15 protein-coding genes, 1 tRNA gene and 1 rRNA gene are annotated in these 21,169 nt (G+C 70.7%); 2 read left to right on the forward strand and 15 right to left on the reverse strand.

All coding sequences use genetic code 11. From position 1 onward, the window contains the following. Positions 1 to 8: 8 nt before the first annotated feature. A complete protein-coding gene (locus AB0P07_RS29935) occupies positions 9 to 863 on the forward strand; it encodes a DNA-formamidopyrimidine glycosylase family protein (RefSeq protein WP_365556046.1) in 855 nt (284 codons plus the stop codon). 45 nt (positions 864 to 908) lie between these two features. Here the strand turns inward: AB0P07_RS29935 and AB0P07_RS29940 are convergent, their stop codons facing one another. The 12 genes from AB0P07_RS29940 to AB0P07_RS29995 form a co-directional block, all read right to left on the reverse strand. Beyond that, entirely contained in the window at positions 909 to 1,397 is a 489-nt protein-coding gene (locus AB0P07_RS29940) for an SRPBCC domain-containing protein (protein WP_365556048.1), read from the reverse strand. After that, positions 1,394 to 1,774: a metalloregulator ArsR/SmtB family transcription factor gene (locus AB0P07_RS29945; RefSeq protein WP_365556050.1), complete on the reverse strand. Its 381-nt coding sequence runs from the start codon at positions 1,772 to 1,774 to the stop codon at positions 1,394 to 1,396. The genes AB0P07_RS29940 and AB0P07_RS29945 overlap by 4 nt, the downstream gene beginning before the upstream one ends. An 11-nt stretch (positions 1,775 to 1,785) precedes the next feature. Beyond that, entirely contained in the window at positions 1,786 to 2,103 is a 318-nt protein-coding gene (locus tag AB0P07_RS29950) for a hypothetical protein (protein WP_365556052.1), read from the reverse strand. 6 nt (positions 2,104 to 2,109) lie between these two features. After that, complete coding sequence (locus AB0P07_RS29955) at positions 2,110 to 2,580, reverse strand: DNA starvation/stationary phase protection protein (protein ID WP_102929331.1); 471 nt, start codon at positions 2,578 to 2,580, stop codon at positions 2,110 to 2,112. A 196-nt stretch (positions 2,581 to 2,776) separates the two neighbouring features. Then, positions 2,777 to 3,157 (reverse strand): helix-turn-helix transcriptional regulator, encoded by a 381-nt coding sequence (locus AB0P07_RS29960; RefSeq protein ID WP_007387871.1) that lies wholly within the window; start codon positions 3,155 to 3,157, stop codon positions 2,777 to 2,779. A 109-nt stretch (positions 3,158 to 3,266) separates the two neighbouring features. After that, entirely contained in the window at positions 3,267 to 3,812 is a 546-nt protein-coding gene (locus AB0P07_RS29965; protein ID WP_365556055.1) for a CinA family protein, read from the reverse strand. Next, a complete protein-coding gene (pgsA, locus tag AB0P07_RS29970) occupies positions 3,809 to 4,645 on the reverse strand; it encodes a CDP-diacylglycerol--glycerol-3-phosphate 3-phosphatidyltransferase (RefSeq protein WP_365556057.1) in 837 nt (278 codons plus the stop codon). The genes AB0P07_RS29965 and pgsA overlap by 4 nt, the downstream gene beginning before the upstream one ends. Then, complete coding sequence (rimO, locus tag AB0P07_RS29975; protein WP_365556059.1) at positions 4,642 to 6,123, reverse strand: 30S ribosomal protein S12 methylthiotransferase RimO; 1,482 nt, start codon at positions 6,121 to 6,123, stop codon at positions 4,642 to 4,644. Before rimO ends, pgsA begins: the two co-directional genes overlap by 4 nt. Before the next feature lie 91 nt (positions 6,124 to 6,214). Beyond that, positions 6,215 to 7,078 carry a helix-turn-helix domain-containing protein gene (locus tag AB0P07_RS29980; RefSeq protein ID WP_365556060.1) on the reverse strand — a complete coding sequence of 288 codons (864 nt, stop codon included), beginning with the start codon at positions 7,076 to 7,078 and terminating at the stop codon, positions 6,215 to 6,217. A 285-nt stretch (positions 7,079 to 7,363) separates the two neighbouring features. Further along, the gene (locus tag AB0P07_RS29985) at positions 7,364 to 10,123 is read right to left on the reverse strand and encodes a DNA translocase FtsK (RefSeq protein ID WP_365556062.1); all 2,760 of its coding nucleotides are present in this window, start codon (positions 10,121 to 10,123) and stop codon (positions 7,364 to 7,366) included. A gap of 191 nt (positions 10,124 to 10,314) precedes the next feature. After that, complete coding sequence (locus AB0P07_RS29990; protein ID WP_102932166.1) at positions 10,315 to 10,989, reverse strand: response regulator; 675 nt, start codon at positions 10,987 to 10,989, stop codon at positions 10,315 to 10,317. A gap of 435 nt (positions 10,990 to 11,424) precedes the next feature. Further along, on the reverse strand, positions 11,425 to 16,911 hold the full coding sequence (locus AB0P07_RS29995) for a HAMP domain-containing protein (RefSeq protein WP_365556065.1): 5,487 nt from the start codon (positions 16,909 to 16,911) through the stop codon (positions 11,425 to 11,427). 394 nt (positions 16,912 to 17,305) lie between these two features. Here AB0P07_RS29995 and AB0P07_RS30000 point away from each other — a divergent pair, with 394 nt between their 5' ends. Then, positions 17,306 to 20,056 carry a SpoIIE family protein phosphatase gene (locus tag AB0P07_RS30000; protein WP_365556067.1) on the forward strand — a complete coding sequence of 917 codons (2,751 nt, stop codon included), beginning with the start codon at positions 17,306 to 17,308 and terminating at the stop codon, positions 20,054 to 20,056. A gap of 89 nt (positions 20,057 to 20,145) precedes the next feature. On the opposite strand, the gene AB0P07_RS30005 is transcribed toward AB0P07_RS30000, so the two are convergent. The 3 genes from AB0P07_RS30005 to rrf all read right to left on the reverse strand — a co-directional run. Next, positions 20,146 to 20,218 (reverse strand) — tRNA-Thr (locus tag AB0P07_RS30005). An 83-nt stretch (positions 20,219 to 20,301) separates the two neighbouring features. Beyond that, a complete protein-coding gene (locus AB0P07_RS30010) occupies positions 20,302 to 20,964 on the reverse strand; it encodes a DegT/DnrJ/EryC1/StrS family aminotransferase (protein WP_365556070.1) in 663 nt (220 codons plus the stop codon). A 113-nt stretch (positions 20,965 to 21,077) separates the two neighbouring features. Continuing rightward, a 5S ribosomal RNA gene (rrf, locus tag AB0P07_RS30015) occupies positions 21,078 to 21,169 on the reverse strand; the annotation flags it as partial.

The raw sequence follows: 21,169 nt of genomic DNA on the forward strand, positions 1-21,169 counted from the left end.
CTTGAACCATGCCCGAAGGCGACACGGTCCTACAGGCCGCGCGACGGCTCCACGACGCCCTCGCGGGCAAGGTGCTGACCCGCAGCGACTTCCGCGTCCCCCGGTACGCCACGGTCGATCTGGCCGGCCGCACCGTCCTGGAGGTCACCCCGCGCGGCAAGCACCTGCTCGCCCGTGTCGAGGGCGGCCTGACGGTGCACTCGCACCTGCGCATGGACGGTTCCTGGAAGGTGTTCGCGCCCGGTCAGCGCTGGAGCGGCGGGCCCGCACACCAGATCAGGGTCGTCCTCGCCACCGCCGACCGCACGGCCGTCGGCTACCGCCTCCCGGTGCTGGAGATCCTGCGCACCGCCGACGAGCAGCGCGCCGTCGGCCATCTCGGCCCCGATCTGCTCGGCCCCGACTGGGACCCGGCGCGGGCGCTGGACAACCTGCGGGCGGACTCGGCGCGTCCGATCGGTCAGGCCCTGCTCGACCAGCGCAACCTGGCCGGCATCGGCAACGTCTACAAGTGCGAGCTCTGTTTCCTCCTCGGCGTCACCCCCTGGCTGCCGGTCGGGGACCTGCCCCCCGACCGCGCCGCGCGGCTCCCCGCACTCGCCCGGGAACTCCTGGAGGCCAACCGCGATCGCCCGGTCCGCCGGACGACGGGCCTGCGCGGCCACAACCTGTTCGTGTACGGCCGCGCGCCCCGTCCGTGCCTGCGCTGCGGCACGTCGGTCCGGTTGGCCGACCAGGGTGACGGCTCCCGCGAGCGCCCCACGTACTGGTGCCCGACCTGTCAGGCAGGACCCGCGCCCCGCCCGGGCGGCCCCGGGGACGCACGAACACGGCGCCGGTCGGCCCACCGCGGCAGCCGCTGAGGAACCGCCGCGGACCCGTGAGAGCCGTTGGAGCCGTGGGACGGCTCAGCCGGCGGCGAGGATGGCGTCCATCTGACCGGCCGCCTCCCGCATGCCCTCGTCCATGCCCATCGTCATCAGCCGGTCCATCTGCTCCCGGGTGTCGAAGACCGCCCGCATCTCCATGCGGGTGCCGCCGTCGCGCTCACTGAGCGTCACGCGGTTCGCGGACGTCGGCATCGCGGCGTTCGGCACCCCGTCCTCGTCGGCGAACCCGTCGGTGAACTCCAGCGACCGTGGTGCGTCGACCGTGGCCACCCGCCACCAGCCGCGGTACTTCTCGCCCTCCGGGCCGGTCATGAAGTACGTGACGTCCCCGCCGGGAGTCAGGTCGTGCTCCTCCACCGTCGCCGGGTGGGACGGCGGTCCCCACCAGCGTTCCAGTTGCCGGGGGTCGGCCCACAGCTGCCACACCCGTTCCGCGGGGGCGGCGAAGTCGGCGACCAGGGTGAGGGTCAGGTTGTCCGGATCCTTGTCCAGGCTGGTGACACTCATCGGCTCTGTCCTTCCGCCGGTTGCTGCGCTTCGGGTTCGGTTTCCGGCGCCTCGGCGAGCAGGCCGGACATGCGCTCCACGCGTCCGCGCCACGCGGCCTCGAGTCCGTCCAGGGCTCGCCGGGCCCGGTCCAGGGCGTCGGGATCGGCGCGCACGATCTGTTCCCGTCCGCGGCGCTCCTTGACCACCAGGCCGGCCCGTTCCAGTACCGCGACGTGCTTCTGCACGGCGGCGAAGCTCATCGGGTAGGCGTCGGCCAGCCGTGACACCGACAGGTCGTCCCGCACACAGCGGCGCAGGATGTCGCGGCGGGTCGTGTCGGCCAGCGCCTGGAACAGGCGGTCCGTGCCCGCTTCCTCGACCCCTTCTACAACCATTTGGTTGTACGTTACTCTCCCGAACGTCCGCCGTAAAGGCCGGCACCGCCCGGCCGGGTCGGGTCGGGCGCCGGGTCGGGAACCGGGTCAGACCCTCGCGTCACGGCCCCGCGCAGGGCCCGCCGCCACCGCCCCGCATCCAGCGCCCCCACGGCCCGCCGCCGCGGCACACAGTGCACCGGAAGCACGCTCAGCCCCCAGCCGCCGACCGCGACCGCCCCTTCCAGCACCCCGGCACCGGGCTCCAGCGCCAGACGCAGTACCGCCCACCACCACAGCGCGCAAAGGCCCAGCGCGGCCGTCCGGCGGGCCGTGCGCGCCGCCGCCACCCCGCGTCATCCGTTTCCGGCCTGGAACATCCAGTGCTGCTTCTCGAGATCGGCCGTGATCTGAATGAAGATGTCCTGGCTCACGGGGTCGGGCTCGCCGCTCGCCGCGATCCGTTCGCGCATCCGGCCGATCACCGCGCCGAGCGCGTCCACGATGGTCTGTACGGCGGCGGTGTCGTCGACCCAGCCCTCGGGAGTCACGTCGATCCCGCTGCCCACGGCGACGGTCGCGGCCCGCCCGTCCGGGGAGACGCCGAGTGCCGAGGCACGCTCCGCCACGGTGTCCGAGTGCGTGCGGGCGGTGCCGACGAGTTCGTCCAGCTGGAGGTGGACGGAGCGGAAGCGCGGTCCGACCACGTTCCAGTGGATCTGCTTCGCCACCAGGGCCAGGTCGACCAGGTCGACGAGGGCGCCCTGCAACGCCTCGGAGACGGTCTTCAGGTCCGCGTCGGACAACGGGCTCTTCACGACGTACATGCACGCCTCCGTCGGTTCGCCCCCCGGCCATCTCCTCCACGATGACCGCACCGACCCGCACCGGCAAACCGGCGCCGTCGACGGCTCTCACGACCTCGCGTGGGACGCCCCGGGCACGCGAAAACCCCGACCGCGTCACTCCGCTCACCGGAGCGACCCCGGGCCGGGGCCTCACACGCACACGTTCTCGGGCGCCTCAGGCGGCGACGACGTCCACTGCCTCGGCGGGCGCCTTGATCGTCACCCGTTCCGGTGGCACACCGGTCACCGAGACGGAACCCAGCATCGGACGCACCGGTGCCGGAACGGTCTCGCTGGGGGTGGCCGCAGCGGACTGGGCCAGCTCGGCGAGGGCGAGCTCGTCGCTCACTTCCCGCATGAGCTCGGACATCCGTACGTCCAGCGCGTCGCAGATGGCGGAGAGCAGTTCGGAAGAAGCCTCCTTCTGCCCCCGCTCCACCTCGGAGAGATAGCCGAGTGAGACTCGGGCGGACGAGGAGACTTCGCGCAGAGTACGGCCCTGGCGTTGGCGCTGCCGACGCAGCACGTCACCCAGCAGGCGACGGAGCAGAATCATCGGTGGCTCCCTCCTCGGACCGTGTAACCGCATCCTTCACGCCCCACCGTACCGCCTCGCGCCGCGGCCGTGCGGGGAGCGATGTCGTGTTCACTCAGGGCTGCAAACATCAAAACCCCCCGTTCCGTTCCGTATCCTGTGCCCGCTCATTCCCGGTCTGTTCGCTCGCAAGCTCCCTCAAAAGAAGTGCGAGTACGCTCCGTACACTCTCCATACGAATTTCCGCGCGGTCGCCGTTCAACCGCAACGCCTCCACTTTTCCGCCATCGGCGCAACCCCGGCGGGCCCCCAGGGGCCCGTCCACGGCCACGAAGACCGTCCCCACGGGCTGTCCGTCCTGCGGGTCCGGGCCTGCGACACCCGTCGTCGCGATGCCCCAGTCGGCGCCCAGGGTCGTGCGTACGCCTGCCGCCATCTGGGCGGCGACCTGCGGGTCCACCGCTCCGCGTGCCGCGAGCAGCTCGCCGTCGACACCGAGCATCTCCCGCTTCAGCTCCGTCGCGTACGCGGTGACGGAGCCCCGGAAGGCCTTGGAGGCCCCGGGGACCGCGGTGAGCGCGGCGGCGACCATCCCGCCGGTCAGTGACTCGGCGACCGCCAGGGTCTCGCCCTTGACAGTGAGTAGTCGCACCACGTCGGCGGCCGCGGAACTCAAGCTTCCGACTCCTTCGACGCATCCTTCAACGCCGCTCTGCGTTCGGCGATTCCCCGGCGGCGCAGCACAATGGCCTGCTTCACATAGTCCAGTCCGGTCGCCACGGTCAGGACCACCGCGGCGGCCATCACCCAGAACCTCAGGGTGGCCAGCGGACCCGTCAGCGCCAGGACGTACATGCCGACGGCGATGCCCTGGGTGAGCGTCTTCAGCTTGCCGCCCCGGCTGGCGGGGATGACGCCGTACCGGATGACCACGAAACGCAGGACGGTGATCCCGAGTTCCCGGCCGAGGATGACGGCCGTCACCCACCACGGCAGATCGCCCAGGGCCGACAGGCAGACGAGCGCCGCCCCCATGATCGCCTTGTCGGCGATGGGGTCGGCGATCTTGCCGAAGTCGGTGACGAGGTTGTAGGTGCGTGCCAGATGCCCGTCGAAGAGGTCGGTGAACATGGCGACGGCGAAGGCGGCCCAGGCGAAGGAGCGCCAGGCCGGGTCGTATCCGCCGTTGCCGAGCATCAGCACCACGAAGACCGGGACGAGGAGCAGCCGGAACATCGTCAGCAGATTGGCGACGTTCCAGAGGCTCGCCTGGTTGACGGCGGCGGCCGCGATCTTGCCGCCGCGCCCGCCGGCACCGCCCTCGGTCGCGCCCCGCTCGGCCGTGCCCCGCTCCGTCGTGCCCCGTTCCGCCGCGTCCCGTTCCACGGCAGCACCCCTCGGAGTCGTACGCTCGCCCGGACCGTGCGCCGGACCCGCGGTGCCGCGCGGCCCGGTCCTGCGCGCCGCACTGGAGGAGCCGCCCGCCGCGGACGCCGGGACTCCGCTCATCTGCCGGCCTCCTCACTCCACTCGGGCGAGCCCTGCAGCGGCTCGGCCACCAGGTCGACACCCTCCGTCCCGACCACCTTCGCGTCGACCATACGACCGACACTCAGACCTTCGCCGTTCGTGAGCAGCACCTGGCCGTCCGTCTCGGGCGCCTGGTGCTCCGCGCGGCCGCGGACACCGTCCCCCCCGTCGGCGGGATCCACGGACTCGACGAGTACCCGCACGGTCGCGCCGACGCGCTCGTCGGCGCGCTGCGAGACCAGTTCCTCGGCCAGTCGGGAGACCCGTGCCAGCCGCTCGGCGACGACGTCCTCGTCCAGCTTGTCGCCGTAGGTCGCCGCCTCGGTGCCCTCCTCGTCGGAGTAGCCGAAGACGCCGATGGCGTCCAGCCGGGCGTGGTTCAGGAACCGCTCCAGCTCGGCGAGGTCGGCCTCGGACTCGCCGGGGAAGCCGACGATGAAGTTGGAGCGGACACCGGCCTCGGGCGCCTTGCTCCGGATGGTGTCGAGGAGCTCCAGGAAGCGGTCGGTGTCGCCGAAGCGGCGCATCGCGCGCAGCACGTTCGGGGCGGAGTGCTGGAAGGAGAGGTCGAAGTAGGGCACGACCTTCTCGGTGGAGGTCAGGACGTCGATCAGCCCGGGGCGCATCTCGGCGGGCTGCAGGTAGCTGACCCGCACCCGCTCGATTCCGTCGACCTCGGCCAGGTTCGGCAGCAGCGACTCCAGCAGGCGGATGTCGCCGAGGTCCTTGCCGTAGGAGGTGTTGTTCTCGGAGACCAGCATGATCTCCTTGACGCCCTGCTCGGCCAGCCACCGCGTCTCGTTCAGCACGTCGCTGGGGCGGCGCGAGATGAAGGAGCCGCGGAAGGACGGGATGGCGCAGAAGGAGCAGCGCCGGTCGCAGCCGGAGGCCAGCTTCACCGAGGCGACCGGGGAGCCGCCCAGGCGGCGGCGCAGGGGCGCGCGGGGCCCGGAGGCGGGGGCGACGCCCTCGGGCAGGTCGGCCGGTCCGTGCCCCGGCAGGGCGACGGAGGCGCCGGCCTCCTGGCGCTCGGCAGGGCTGATCGGCAGCAGCTTGCGCCGGTCGCGCGGGGTGTGGGCGGCGTGGATGCCGCCGTTCAGGATGGTCTGCAGGCGGTCGGAGATGTCGGCGTAGTCGTCGAAGCCGAGGACGCCGTCGGCCTCCGGGAGGGCGTCGGCCAGCTCCTTGCCGTACCGCTCGGCCATGCAGCCCACGGCCACGACGGCCTGCGTTCTTCCGTGGCCCTTGAGGTCGTTGGCCTCCAGGAGGGCGTCGACGGAGTCCTTCTTGGCGGCCTCGACGAAGCCGCACGTGTTCACGACGGCGACGTCCGCTTCCTCGGCGTCGTCGACGAGCTTCCAGCCGTCCGCCTCCAGACGGCCTGCGAGCTCCTCCGAGTCCACCTCGTTACGGGCGCAGCCAAGGGTGACGAGTGCGACGGTGCGGCTTTCAGGCATGGGCTCAAGACTACTTCGTCCCGCCGACAGCCCACGTCGACGGGGTTGGCCGATCGCGGCCGACCCCGTGCGGCGGCACGCGCCCGATCCGCTATCCGACCTGCGGATCGCCCTTCGTGTACGTCAGCCGCTCCACTGCGCCGGGCTGGAAGTCGTCCTCGATCTTCTTGCCGTTGACGTAGAGCTCTATGGCTCCGGCGTCGCCGAGGACGAGGTCGACCTTCTCGTTGTCCTGGAAGGTCTTGGAGTCGCCCTGGTCGAGCAGTCCGTCGAAGAGCAGGCGGCCGTTGTGGTCCTTGGCCGAGATCCAGCTGCGCCCGTCGGTGGCGCTGACCTTGACGGTCACCTTGTCCGCCGGCGCGGCGGCGATGGCGCTGTCGCTCGGTTCCGGCTTCGGGTCGGCGGGCTTCTTGGGCTTGGCGCTCGGCGAGGCGGACTCGCCGGACGAGGGCTGGGCCCCTTCGGCGACACTCGCCTCGTTGCCGCCGTCGTCGCCGCCCTTGACGAAGGTGAACCCCACGAAGCCGATCACGGCGACGATGGCGGCGACCATGGCGGCGGTCCAGTTGGGTCCGCGCCGCTCGGGGCGGATACGTTCTGCCTCGAACAGGGGCGCGGTGACGGTCGGCTCCGGGCGCCCGCCGTGCTGGGCCTCGAACCGCGCGAGCAGCTCGGCCGGGTCGAGCCCGACGGCCTTGGCGAGGGTGCGGATGTGACCGCGCGCGTAGACGTCGCCGCCGCAGGGCGCGAAGTCGTCCGCCTCGATGGCGTGCACGATGGCGATGCGGACCCGGGTGGCGGTGGTGATGTCGTCGACGGTCAACCCGGCGGCGATCCGCGCCTGCTGCAGGGCACGGCCGACCGAGGGCCGGGCTTCCTCGGAAACGTCTTCAGGGGCGTCGCGGGACACGTCTTCGATCGGACGCTCGTCTTCGGGGGAGTTGCCGTTGGACACGGGGGCGCCTTTCGAGCGTTTAGCCGCCTGTGCTGGGCGTTCAGTCTAGGAGGGGTGCCAAGGGGTGGGGCAACCGGGCGGTACGACCTTTACGCCATCGGAATGGCCCGGCACCCCGATGGTGGACTACCTGTTTGTCACTTCCCTCAACTTGACGTAGGGCATGGGGAAACGGTTGCTCAATGATCCCTAACGGGTGAGTCACGATCGGCCGCCCGGCCGCAGTGACCCTCCGCCGGAGGAATGTCGCAGAAACGCCGGCGGAACCCATCGCCTACCCGCTCCCTAGCCTTCAGACTCCCCCCGGATCACGGCGAGCACGCCGTCCAGCTCGTCAGGCTTCACGAGAACGTCACGAGCCTTCGAACCCTCGCTCGGTCCGACGATGTTCCGCGACTCCATCAGGTCCATCAGCCGCCCGGCCTTGGCGAAGCCGACGCGCAGCTTGCGCTGGAGCATCGACGTCGACCCGAACTGCGTGGAGACGACAAGCTCGGCGGCCTGGCACAGCAGGTCGAGGTCGTCGCCGATGTCCTCGTCGATCTCCTTCTTCTGCTTGGTACCGACGGTGACGTCGTCCCGGAAGACCGGCGCCATCTGGTCCTTGCAGTGCTGGACGACGGCCGCGACCTCCTCCTCGGTCACGAACGCGCCCTGCATACGGGTCGGCTTGTTCGCGCCCATCGGCAGGAAGAGGCCGTCGCCCTTGCCGATCAGCTTCTCGGCGCCGGGCTGGTCGAGGATGACCCGGGAGTCGGCGAGCGAGGAGGTGGCGAAGGCGAGGCGCGAGGGGACGTTGGCCTTGATGAGACCGGTGACGACGTCCACGGAGGGCCGCTGGGTGGCGAGCACCAGGTGGATACCGGCCGCGCGCGCGAGCTGCGTGATCCGGACGATCGCGTCCTCGACGTCGCGCGGCGCGACCATCATCAGGTCGGCCAGCTCGTCCACGATCACCAGCAGGTACGGGTACGGCTGGAGTTCCCGCTCGCTGCCCTCGGGGGGCTTGACCTTGCCCTCGCGCACCGCGCGGTTGAAGTCGTCGATGTGCCGGTACCCGTAGGCGGCGAGGTCGTCGTAGCGCAGGTCCATCTCGCGCACGACCCACTGGAGCGCCTCGGCGGCCCGCTTCGGGTTGGTGATGATGGGCGTGATCAGGTGCGGGATGCCCTCGTACGCGGTCAGCTCGACTCGCTTGGGGTCGACCAGGATCATCCGGACGTCCTCGGGGGTCGCCCGCATCATGATCGAGGTGATCAGGCAGTTGATGCAGGACGACTTGCCGGAGCCGGTGGCGCCGGCGACCAGCATGTGCGGCATCTTCGCCAGCGAGTGCATGACGTAGCCGCCCTCGACGTCCTTGCCGAAGGCGACCAGCATCGGGTCGTCGTCCTCGGCCGACTCGGCGAGGCGCAGCACGTCGCCGAGGTTGACCATCTCCCGGTCGGTGTTGGGGATTTCGATGCCGACCGCGGACTTGCCGGGGATCGGGCTGATGATCCGCACGTCGGGGCTGGCGACGGCGTACGCGATGTTCTTGGTCAGCGCGGTGATCCGCTCGACCTTCACGGCGGGGCCCAGCTCGACCTCGTACCGCGTGACCGTCGGGCCGCGGGTGAAGCCGGTGACGGCGGCGTCGACCTTGAACTCGGTGAAGACGGTGGTCAGCGAGGCCACTATGGCGTCGTTGGCGGCGCTGCGCGACTTGCCGGGGCCACCGCGCGTCAGGGAGTCGAGGGACGGCAGGGAGTAGGTGATGTCGCCGGAGAGCTGGAGCTGCTCGGCGCGCGGCGGCAGGTCCCGCTCCTTGGGCAGTGGCGTCTTCGTCAGGTCCGGGACGCCGCCGGCCGGTTCCTCCGCGGGCGCCTTGGCGGCGTCCTTCTTGAGCTTCCCCGGCTGCGGCCGCGCCGCCGGCACGGGCGTGGGCGTCGGGGTCGTGGACTCGCGCTCTCCCGTGCTCACGCCCTGGGTGAGGTCGGCGACCAGCGGCGAGGGCGGCATTCCGTGCAGTACGGCGCCGTCGAGCGCGGCGGCCGCGGCGGCGGCGACGTCCACGGCGTCCATCGGCCGGTTCATCTCGGGCTGCGGCACGGCGGACCGCCGGGGCCTGCCGCGGCGCCGGCCGAGCGCCTCCTGCTCGGCCGCGTCGGGGTCGTACGGCTCGGCGGCGGCCGGTTGGGCGCGCTTGCGGGACCGGACGGGCAGGGCCTCGCGCCACTGCTCGTCGTAGCGCGCGTCGTCGTCGGTGTACTCGGTGTACTCGTCCGCCTCCGGGTCGTGGACGACGCCGAGCCGCACCCCGAGCTGCCGCAGCCGCTGCGGGATCGCGTTGACCGGGGTCGCGGTGACGACGAGCAGGCCGAAGACCGTGAGCAGCACGAGCAGCGGCACGGCCAGCACGTCGGTCATCGTGGCCGACAGCGGGGTCGCCGCGCCCCAGCCGATCAGCCCGCCGGCGTCCCGTATGGCCTGCATGCCCTCGCTGCGTGCCGGTGAGCCGCAGGCGATGTGCACCTGGCCGAGCACGCCGATGACGAGCGCGGACAAGCCGATCACGATCCGCCCGTTGGCCTCGGGCTTCTCGGGGTGCCGGATCAGGCGTACGGCGATGGCGCCGAGCAGCAGCGGCACGAGCAGGTCGAGCCGGCCGAAGGCGCCGGTCACCAGGATCTCGACGAGGTCGCCGACGGGGCCCTTGAGGTCGGCCCAGGTGCCCGCGGCGACGATCAGCGCGATGCCGAGCAGCAGCAGGGCGACGCCGTCCTTGCGGTGGGCCGGGTCGAGGTTCTTGGCGCCCTGCCCTATGCCGCGGAAGACGGCGCCGACGCCGTGGGCGAGGCCCAGCCAGAGCGCGCGCACCAACCGGTAGACGCCTCCCGTGGGGTTGGGAGCCGGTTTGGGCGCGGGCTTCTTCGCCGCGGCCTTCTTGGCGGGCGCCTTTTTCGCGGGTGCCTTCTTCGCGGCGGCCTTCTTGGCGGGACCCTTCGCGGGAGCGGCCGCCTTCTTCGCGGGCTGCTTCTTGGCTGCGGAGGGACGTGAGGCCATGAGTGTGAGGTTACCGGGGGAGACGGCGGTCGACACGTGTGCCCACCGCTTCACCCGTTCGTGTCGCGCCCGAGCGCAGGCGGAACTGACGGTTCCGGTACGGCGCCTGACCGTTCCTCACGAGCCGCCTCAGGGACGGCCGCAGCCGCCGTACCGGGACGTGCTCGGTGATCCGGGCGCCGGCCGCAGCGTCAGTTGACGGCGGCCTGGCCTCCGGAGGTGCCCGGCTCCAGGGCGTCCAGGGCCCGCCGCAGCCCGGTGAGCTTGCGTTCCAGGTGGGCGGCCGTCGCCACCGCCGCCGCGTCCGTCGACTCGTCGCCCAACTGCTTGGACAGCGCCTCCGCCTGCTCCTCCACGGCCGCCAGCCGCGCCGACAGCTCGGCGAGCAGCCCGGCCGGCTCCTTGGTCTCGCCGGCCTCCGCCTTGCCGCTGCCCTCCAACTGGAGCCGCAGCAGCGCCGCCTGTTCCCGCAGCTGGCAGTTCTTCATGTACAGCTCGACGAAGACCGAGACCTTGGCGCGCAGCACCCACGGGTCGAAGGGCTTGGAGATGTAGTCCACCGCGCCCGCCGCGTACCCGCGGAAGGTGTGATGGGGACCGTGATTGATCGCGGTGAGGAAGATGATCGGGATGTCCCGGGTCCGCTCCCGTCGCTTGATGTGCGCGGCGGTCTCGAAACCGTCCATGCCCGGCATCTGGACGTCCAGCAGAATGACCGCGAAGTCGTCCGTGAGCAGTGCTTTGAGCGCTTCCTCCCCGGACGATGCCCGCACCAGCGTCTGATCGAGCGCCGAGAGGATCGCCTCCAGCGCAAGCAGATTCTCCGGCCGGTCATCGACCAGGAGGATCTTGGCCTTCTGCACCATGGCCCGCCCTCCTCGCCCCGGCGTGGGGCCTCCCCTGTTCACAGGACTTGGCACGGCACCGGCGGGTGCCGCCCCGGGGGACGGCTCCCTTGCGCCGCCCGTCCTCGTGCCGGTCATCGTAGCCGCACCCCGCCTGTCGCCACACCCTGTCACCGTGATGTCACTGTGCTCGTAGCAGAAACGCGGCAGGGGACCAGAAGGTTCCCCGAATCCCGTACTTCTACACGGCTTCGGGCACGCTGAGTCAGCGACTCCGCGTGAACCCCGAAGGTTCCCGCCGTTGACACACACTCCACGTTCGCACACCGCCCGAGCGAGCCGCACGGAAGGTGCCCGAACATGCGAGGACACCGTGCCCGAACGTACTAAGGGCCCGGGGCCCGAACGTACCGCTCGCTTCCCTGCGGCTCCCCGGCCGCCGTCGGAGCCTCTCCCTCACTCCTCGCGCATCCACTGCTGCATCACCGTCAGCAGGTGGTCGGGGTCGACCGGCTTCGTCACGTAGTCGGACGCGCCCGACTCGATCGCCTTGTCCCGGTCTCCCTTCATGGCCTTCGCGGTCAGCGCGATGATCGGCAGACCGGCGAACTGGGGCATCCTGCGGATCGCCGTGGTCGTCGCGTACCCGTCCATCTCGGGCATCATGATATCCATCAGGACGACCGCCACGTCCTCGTGCTGCTCCAGGACCTCGATGCCCTCCCGCCCGTTCTCGGCGTACAGCACGGACAGACCGTGCTGCTCCAGGACGCTGGTGAGGGCGAAGACGTTGCGGATGTCGTCGTCGACGATCAGCACCTTCTGCCCGCCGAACCTGATCCCCCGGCCGGACTCCGGAGCCGACTCCTGCCCGGCGTCCGACTGCCGCTCCCGCACCACGGGCAGCTGTTCGGTCCCGGCCGACCGGCGGCGGCGCCGGAACAGCGCGGCCGCTCCGTTCTGCGAGTCCTGGTACGACTGCACCTCGGCCGGCGTCTCGGCCTCCGCACCCGGCAGCTCGGCCACGGCCGCCGGGGACGCCGACAGCTCACCTCCGTCCACGGACGGCAGCGGCTGCTGGTAGCCGTGCGGCGGCAGCTCGCTCGGGTGCAGCGGCAGGTAGAGCGTGAACGTCGACCCGCGGCCCGGCTCGCTCTGCGCGTGGATCTCGCCGCCGAGCAGCTGCGCGATCTCCCGCGAGATGGACAGCCCGAGGCCCGTACCGCCGTACTTGCGGCTGGTGGTGCCGTCGGCCTGCTTGAACGCCTCGAAGATCACCTGCATCTTGCTGGCCGCGATCCCGATGCCCGTGTCGCTCACCGAGAACGCGATCAGCTCGGCATCCGGGTCGCTCATCGAACCGGCCTCCAGCAACTGCTCCCGGATGGCCTGCGGCACCTCGTCCCGGGCGGGCCGGATGACCAGCTCGACCGAGCCCGAGTCGGTGAACTTCACCGCGTTGGACAGCAGGTTGCGCAGCACCTGGAGCAGCCGCTGCTCGTCGGTGTGCATGGTCGCGGGCAGCCCCGGCGACACCCGTACCGACAGGTCCAGGCCCTTCTCCGCGCTCAGCGGCCGGAAGGTGGCCTCCACGTAGTCCACGAGCTGGACGAGTGCGATACGCGTCGGGGAGACGTCCATCTTCCCCGCGTCCACCTTCGACAGGTCGAGGATGTCGTTGATGAGCTGGAGCAGGTCCGAGCCGGCGCCGTGGATCGTCTCGGCGAACTCCACCTGCTTCGGGGAGAGATTCGCGTCGGCGTTGTCGGCGAGCAACTTGGCCAGGATCAGCAGTGAGTTGAGCGGCGTGCGCAGCTCGTGCGACATGTTGGCCAGGAACTCGCTCTTGTAGCGCATGGAGACCGCGAGCTGCTCGGCGCGCTCCTCCAGAACCTGTCGGGCCTCCTCGATCTCGGTGTTCTTCACCTCGATGTCGCGGTTCTGCTGCGCCAGCAGCTCGGCCTTCTCCTCCAGTTCCGCGTTGGACGACTGGAGCGCCTTCTGCCGCTGCTCCAACTCCTCGGAGCGGTCCCGCAGTTGCTCGGTCAGCTCCTGCGACTGCTTCAGCAGCAGCTCCGTCTTGGTGTTGACGGAGATGGTGTTGACGCTGGTCGCGATCATCTCGGCGATCTGGTTCAGGAAGTCCTTCTGGATGTGCGTGAACGGCGTGAACGACGCCAGCTCGATGACGCCGAGCACCTGCCCCTCGAACAGCACCGGCAGGACGATCACCTGCGCGGGCGGGGCCTCGCCGAGTCCGGAGGAGATCTTCAGATAGCCGGTCGGCGCGTTCTCCACGAGGATCGTGCGCTTCTCCTTGGCGGCCGTGCCGACCAGGGCCTCCCCCGGCCGGAACGAGGTCGGCATCGAACCCATCGAGTAGCCGTACGACCCGAGCATCCGCAGCTCGTACGCGTCGCCCTCGGCGCCCGCCTGCTCCTGCCCGTCGACCAGGGGCATCGCGAGGAAGAACGCCCCGTGCTGTGCGGAGACCACGGGCGTCAGCTCGCTCATGATCAGCGAGGCCACGTCCTGGAGGTCGCGGCGGCCCTGCATCAGGCCGGAGATCCGGGCCAGATTGCCCTTGAGCCAGTCCTGCTCCTTGTTGGCGATCGTGGTGTCGCGCAGGTTGGCGATCATCTTGTTGATGTAGTCCTGCAGCTCCGAGATCTCCCCGGAGGCGTCCACGTCGATCTTCAGGTTCAGGTCGCCGCGGGTCACCGCCGTCGCCACCCGCGCGATGGCCCGCACCTGCCGGGTGAGGTTCCCGGCCATCTCGTTCACGGACTCGGTCAGGTCGCGCCAGGTGCCGTCGACGTCCCGCACGCGTGCCTGGCCGCCGAGCTGCCCCTCCGTGCCCACCTCTCGGGCGACGCGGGTGACCTCCTCGGCGAAGGACGACAGCTGGTCCACCATCGTGTTGATGGTCGTCTTCAGCTCCAGGATCTCGCCGCGCGCGTCGATGTCGATCTTCTTGGTCAGGTCGCCCTTCGCGATCGCCGTGGTGACCATGGCGATGTTGCGCACCTGACCGGTCAGGTTCGACGCCATCTGGTTCACCGACTCGGTGAGGTCCTTCCACGTCCCCGACACGCCCGGCACCTGTGCCTGGCCGCCCAGGATGCCGTCGGTGCCCACCTCGCGGGCCACCTTGGTCACCTGGTCGGCGAAGGACCGCAGCGTCCGCACCATGGTGTTGAAGGTGTCGGCGAGCTGGGCCACCTCGCCGCGCGCCTCGATCGTCACCGTCCGCGTCAGGTCGCCGTTGGCGACGGCCGCGGCCACCTGGGAGATGTTCCGCACCTGGACCGTGAGGTTCTTGGCCATCAGGTTGACGTTGTCGTTGAGGTCCTTCCAGATGCCCACGACGCCGGGCACGCTCGCCTGACCGCCGAGGATGCCCTCCGTGCCCACCTCACGGGCCACCCGCGTGACCTGCTCGGCGAAGGACGACAGCTGGTCCACCATGGTGTTGACGGTGGTGACCAGTTCGAGGATCTCGCCCTTGGCATCGACGGTGATCTTCTTCGACAGGTCGCCCTTGGCCACCGCGGTGGTGACCTCGGCGATGTTGCGCACCTGCATGGTCAGGTTGTTGGCCATGCCGTTCACGGACTGCGTGAGGTCCTTCCAGGTACCGGAGACGCCCTGCACCTCCGCCTGTCCGCCGAGGATGCCCTCGGTACCCACCTCGCGCGCGACGCGCGTGACCTCCTGGGCGAACGACGACAGCTGGTCGACCATCGTGTTCAGGGTGTTCTTCAGCTCCAGGATCTCCCCGCGCGCGTCCACGGTGATCTTCTGGGACAGGTCACCGCGCGCCACGGCCGTCGCGACCTGCGCGATGTTGCGCACCTGTGCGGTGAGGTTGCCGGCCATGCCGTTCACGGAGTCCGTCAGGTCGCGCCACACGCCCGCGACCCCGGGCACCTGCGCCTGACCGCCGAGCCGGCCCTCGGTACCCACCTCGCGGGCCACGCGCGTGACCTGCTCCGCGAACGACGACAGCTGGTCGACCATCGTGTTGATGGTGTTCTTCAGCTCCAGGATCTCGCCGCGCGCGTCCACGTCGATCTTCTGGGACAGGTCACCGCGCGCCACGGCCGTCGTCACCTGGGCGATGTTGCGCACCTGGGAGGTCAGATTGCCGGCCATGGAGTTGACCGAGTCCGTCAGTTCCTTCCAGGTGCCGGACACGCCGTCGACCCGGGCCTGACCGCCGAGGCGGCCCTCCGTGCCCACGTCCCGCGCCATCCGCGTCACCTGGTCGGCGAAGCTGGAGAGCTGGTCCACCATCGTGTTCACGGTGTTCTTCAGCTGGAGCATCTCGCCGGAGACGTCCACGGTGACCTTCTGCGACAGGTCACCGTTGGCCACCGCCGTCGTCACCTGGGCGATGTTCCTCACCTGACCGGTGAGGTTGCGGAACGCCGTGTTGACGGAGTCGGTGAGGTCCTTCCACGTCCCGGCCGCCCCCGGCACCTGCGCCTGACCGCCCAGCTCGCCCTCGACGCCCACCTCGCGGGCCACCCGCGTCACCTCGGCGCCGAAGGCGGACAGCTGGTCCACCATCGTGTTGACGGTGTTCTTCAGCTCCAGCATCTCGCCGGCCACGTCCACCGTGACCTTCTGCGACAGGTCACCGCTGGCCACGGCGGTCGTCACCGCGGCGATGTCGCGCACCTGCGTGGTCAGATTCCGGAAGACCGTGTTGACCGAGTCGGTCAGGTCCTTCCAGATGCCGGCCGCGCCCGGCACGTTCGCCTGCCCGCCGAGCTGCCCCTCGCCGCCCGTCTCGTTCGCCACGCGCGTGACCTCGTCGGCGAAGATCCGCAGCGTCTCGGTCATCTGGTTGATCGTCTCGGCGAGCTGCGCGACCTCGCCGCGGGCCGGCACCGTCACCTTCTTCGACAGGTCGCCGTTGGCGACCGCCGTCGTCACGTGGGAGATCTCCCGCACCTGGGCCGTCAGGTTCCCGGCCATGGTGTTGACGGAGTCGGTCAGCTCCTTCCACACCCCGGCCACACCCGGCACCCGCGCCTGACCGCCCAGCGCACCCTCGGTGCCCACCTCACGGGCCACCCGCGTCACCTCGGACGAGAACGCGGAGAGCTGGTCCACCATCGTGTTGACGGTGTTCTTCAGCTCCAGCATCTCGCCGGCCACGTGCACCGTGACCTTCCGCGACAGGTCACCCTTGGCCACCGCCGTCGTGACCAGCGCGATGTCCCTCACCTGGGCGGTGAGCCGGTACGCCATCGTGTTGACGGAGTCCGTCAGGTCCTTCCAGGAACCGGACATACCGCGCACCCGGGCCTGACCGCCCAGCTTGCCCTCGGTACCGACCTCGCTGGCCACCCGCGTGACCTCGTCCGTGAACGTCGACAGCTGGTCGACCAGGTTGTTCACGGTGCGGCCGACCTTCAGGAACTCACCGCGCAGCGGCTGCCCGGTGCCCTCCTCGCTCTGCGTCCGCAGCTCCATGCGCGGCGACAGATCACCGTCCGCGACCGCCGACAGCACCCGGCTGACCTCGGAGACGGGTCGCACCAGGTCGTCCACCAGCGCGTTCGAGTGGTCGATCGCGGCCGCCCAGGACCCCTCGCAGGCGCCGGTCTCCAGCCGTTCCGTGAGTTTTCCCTCACGTCCGACCACGCGCCGTACCCGCGCCAGCTCGCCCGTGAGGTGCAGATTCCGGTCGGCCACCTCGTTGAAGACCGCCGCGATCTCCGACATCACGCCGTCGCCGGACACCGTGAGCCGCCTGCGGAAGTTCCCCTCCCGCATGGACACGAGGGCCGCCAGCAGCCGGTTCAGGGCCGCCGTGTCCACCGTCGTGGTGCCGCCCCGGGTACTGCCGCCCCGCGTTTTGCCCTGGTTGCTCAGGGACTGTCCGCCCTTCGCGCGCGTCTTCGTGGTCCGCGTCGCTGCGCCAGACTCCACTGTGTCCCTCCCGCAGGGGTCGACCGATACCGCTGTTCCCGGCCGCCCACGCTCGGCGGACCGGTTCCTGCCGCCTGTGATTCCCTTACTGCCGGGCATCGCGGCCCGGCACGCCGGACCGCTTCCAGGGGCTGCTGCCCACCCGACTGGGCACGCATTCACCTGCCCGGACCTTCATAAGCAGCTTGCCCAGTGTTTCACCCCGGCCGAACCAGGCCATAACAGTTCGGCAGCTTCGCACATCGTCCGCACACCCTCTGGGCGGAAACACTGCAGACCGGCATCCGGATGGACGGCGAAGGTAAGTAACCTTGCATGAGGCTGTCCAGCCGTACCGGTCCGTCCGGTCTGGGCGGTGGCACGGAGACGAGCGGGCATCGGAGGGGCGGCCGGAATGACCACCGGACTGATCCCGGGGGAACAGCCCCCGGATCCCGGGCCGACGGGTGGGCTGCCGCAGCAGCGGCCGGAGCCGGTCGGCCATGAGGCCGTGCACGGGGAGAGAGGGTCGAGGAGTTCTGTGATCACCGCGCGCGCGGCCGCCAGCTTCGAGCCCGTCGGGCGATCCGTGGCGAGTGCCCGGTCCTTCGTCCGCGACACCCTCCAGGGCTGGGGCCATGCCGACATCGTCGACGACGCCGTGGTGCTCACCAGCGAACTGGTGACCAATGCCGTGGTCCACGCCGGCACCACCGCCGACGTCGTGTGTCTGCGCAGCGACGACGGCGTACGCATCGAGGTCGCCGACCACTATCCGGAGCGCGAGGTCCCGCTCCAGGGCTCCCCCGCCAACATGGGCAGCCTCGACCGCGAGGGCGGGCGCGGTCTCCAGCTGTGCGCGGCGCTCGCCGACCGCTGGGGCGTGGAGTACACGCCCACGCTCAAGAACGTCTGGTTCCACCTTCATCTGCCCGAGCGCCCGGTCGGCACCCGTGCCGCCGGCCCTTCCCTACCGGCCGCCCTGCTGCCGCTCGCCGACGGGCGGGTCCGTGTCGCCGTCGTCCAGATCGACCGCACCGGCGCCGTCACGTCGTGGAACGAGGACGCCGAGGACCTCTTCGGCTACGCCCCCGACCAGGTCGTCGGCAAGCCGCTGACCGACCTCGCCGCCTGGCCGCACACCCCCGGCACCAGCACCGGCATCGCCGAGGCCCTCCAGCTCTCCCGCTGGGAGGGCAGCTACGGCATAAGGGGCGCCGACGGCCGCGTCACCCCGGTCTACGCCTCCCACCTCCGCGTCCGCGACGCCGACGGCGAACCGTCCACGGTCTGCCTCCTGGTCCGCGACCACGAACGCGCGGTGCTGCAGACCCCGTTGCGCGTACCGGCCGCCGACACCCCGGCCGCCGAGGGCCAGAGCGCCGACCCCTTCGAAGTGTTCATCGGCTCCCCCGCCCCGGACGACCTCGACGGCCTGCTCCAGCGCACCGTCGAACGCGCCCGCGACATGCTCGACGCCGACGCCGCCTTCCTGCTCCTGGCCACCGACGACGAAACGGAGTTGGAGGTCCGCGCCTCGACCGGCCTGCCCTCCGCCCGCCAGCGTTTCGCCCGCGTCCCGGTGGAGGCGGGGCCAGGACGCTACGGCTCGGCGCGCATGCCCGCCGTCCACGACGACCTCGAAGCCGTTCCCGGCGCGGTTCCGCTGCTCAACAGCACGGGCATGCGCTCGGTCGTCACCGTCCCCCTCAAGGTCGAGGGCCGCCTCACCGGCTCCCTCGGCGTCGCCGCCGAGGCCCCCGGCCGGTACTCCAACGAGGAGGCACTGCGCCTCCAGTTCGCCGCCGACCGCATCGCGCTGGCCGTCGAGTCGGCGCGCCTGGGCGAGCTGGAGCGGCTGCGCCGCGGCTCGCTCAGCTTCCTCGTCGAGGCCTCCGACCTCCTCGCGGGCACCCTGGACCGCGACCAGACGCTGGCCCTCATGGCCCAGATGACGGTCCCGACGCTGGCCACCTGGTGCGCCGTCTACACCATCGCCGACCAGTCCTCGGACCCGTACCTCTCCTACGTCCTGCACGAGGACGAGGAGTTGATCGACGGCATCAAGTCCCTGCTGTCGAAGATCGCCCCGCCCGACCCGGTGCCCACCCCGGGCGCCCGCGTGTGGACGGCCCCCGCCGAGATGGCCCACCAGGCGGCACTGCGCACCTCCATGCGCGACCTCGGCCTCAGCGGCGGTACGCCCCAGCCGGTGAGCATCGGCATCGGCCCGACCCTCGCCACGGCCTCCGCCGTCGGCGGCGAGACCGTCGTCCTCCCGCTGGTCGCCCGCAACCGCGTCATCGGCATGCTCACGCTCGGCAAGCCCACCGACGACCACTTCCGCCAGGAGATCCTGGAACTCGCCGAGGACCTGTCCCGCCGGGCCGCACTGGCCCTGGACAACGCCCGCCTGTACTCGGAGCGCACGGCCATCAGCCAGTCCCTCCAGCGCAGCCTCCTGCCCCCGGAGCTGCCCGTCATCGACGGCGTCGAGGTGGAGGTCATCTACCGCGCGGCCGGCGAGGGCAACGAGGTGGGCGGCGACTTCTACGACCTCTTCCCCATCAGAGACGACGCGTACGGCTTCGCCATCGGCGACGTCTGCGGTACGGGCCCCAACGCGGCCGCCGTCACCGGCCTGGCCCGGCACGCCCTGCGCCTGCTGGCCCGGGAGGGGCTGAGCGGCCCAGCGGTCCTGCAGCGCCTCAACTCCGCCATCCTGGACGAGGGCGCCCGCAGCCGCTTCCTCACGCTGCTGTACGGCGAGATGCGCCCGCAGGAGGACGGCAGCGCGGAGCTGAAGGTGGTCTGCGCCGGCCATCCGCTCCCGCTCCGTCTACGCCAGGACGGCACGGTCGAACCGGCCGCCGAACCGCAGCCCCTCCTCGGCGTCATCGAGGACCTGGAACTGTACGAGCAGACGGTCACCCTCGACCCGGGTGACGTCCTGCTGTGCGTCACGGACGGCGTCACCGAACGCCGCGAGGGCACGCGCATGCTGGGCGACGACGGACTCGCCGACGTCCTGACGACCTGCACGGGCCTGACGGCCGGTGCGGTGGCCGCCCGCATCATGCGCGCGGTGGAGCGGTTCGCGTCGGACGCCCCGTCCGACGACATGGCGATCCTCGCGATGCGCGTCCCGGAGCCCCACGCCGACTAGCGTGCGGGTTCCGGGGGTTGGCCCGGCCCCGGCCTCTGATCGCGACCATGCGAAAGGCCCCGCCCAATTGGGCGGGGCCTCGTGCGCAGAGCCCCCAAACGGAATCGAACCGTTGACCTTCTCCTTACCATGGAGACGCTCTGCCGACTGAGCTATAGGGGCCTGTCGCTTTTTGAGGTTTCCCTCGCGGCAACGGAATAGATCATACCCCGAACAAGCCGGTGCTCCCAACCACGGACGTTCCGTCAGTACGCGGGCTGCAGCAACCCTCCGAGCGCGTTGCAGGCGGACACGATCCGCTGCATGTCCCGCTTGGTCAGCGCGGCCTCGACGGGGAGCGCGAGCGTCTCGTCGACGGCCCGCTCCGTCTCCGGCAGCGACACGCACCGCCGGAATCCAGGCAACCGGTGCACGGGCACCTTCACCGGCACCCGGCACTCCACTCCCTTCCCCCGCACGGCGCGCGCGAACGCGTCACGGTCCGGCCGCCCGTTCCCTGGCACCCGCACCACGTACTGCTGGTAGGTGTGCCCGTCGCCCCAGTCCGGAGTCCGCACACCCCTCAACTTCCCGTCGAGGTAGGCCGCCCGCTGCCTGCGCCGCGCTATCTCGTCGTACGGCACCTCGGACTCGCCCTGCTCCAGCACGAGTAGCCCGTGCCGTTGTCCGACCCGGTGCAGTGCACCCATGTCCGCAGGCCGCCCGAACCGGTGCACGACGACCATCGCCGCGGTCCGGGGCGTCAGCGCCGCCTCCACCACGGAGGGGTTCAGGCAGTACGTCACCGGATCTATGTCGGCGAACACCGGCGAAGCGCCCACCAGGGCCACGGCCTCGGCGACTTCCACGTTCCCGAAGGCAGGTACGACGACCTCGTCACCGACGCCCACGCCGGCGGCCCTGAGCATTGCTGCAGTACCCATACGGGGATGGTCGGGGCACAACGTGAACTCGAAGTGACGAAAAACAAAAAAGGGCTGGTCCCGAAACCGAAGTTCCGGGACCAGCCCCTCCAATTATTGTTCGGCGGCGTCCTACTCTCCCACAGGGTCCCCCCTGCAGTACCATCGGCGCTGTAAGGCTTAGCTTCCGGGTTCGAAATGTAACCGGGCG

The organism is Streptomyces sp. NPDC085944, from assembly GCF_040686295.1.
Classification (GTDB): Bacteria; Actinomycetota; Actinomycetes; order Streptomycetales; family Streptomycetaceae; genus Streptomyces; species Streptomyces salinarius.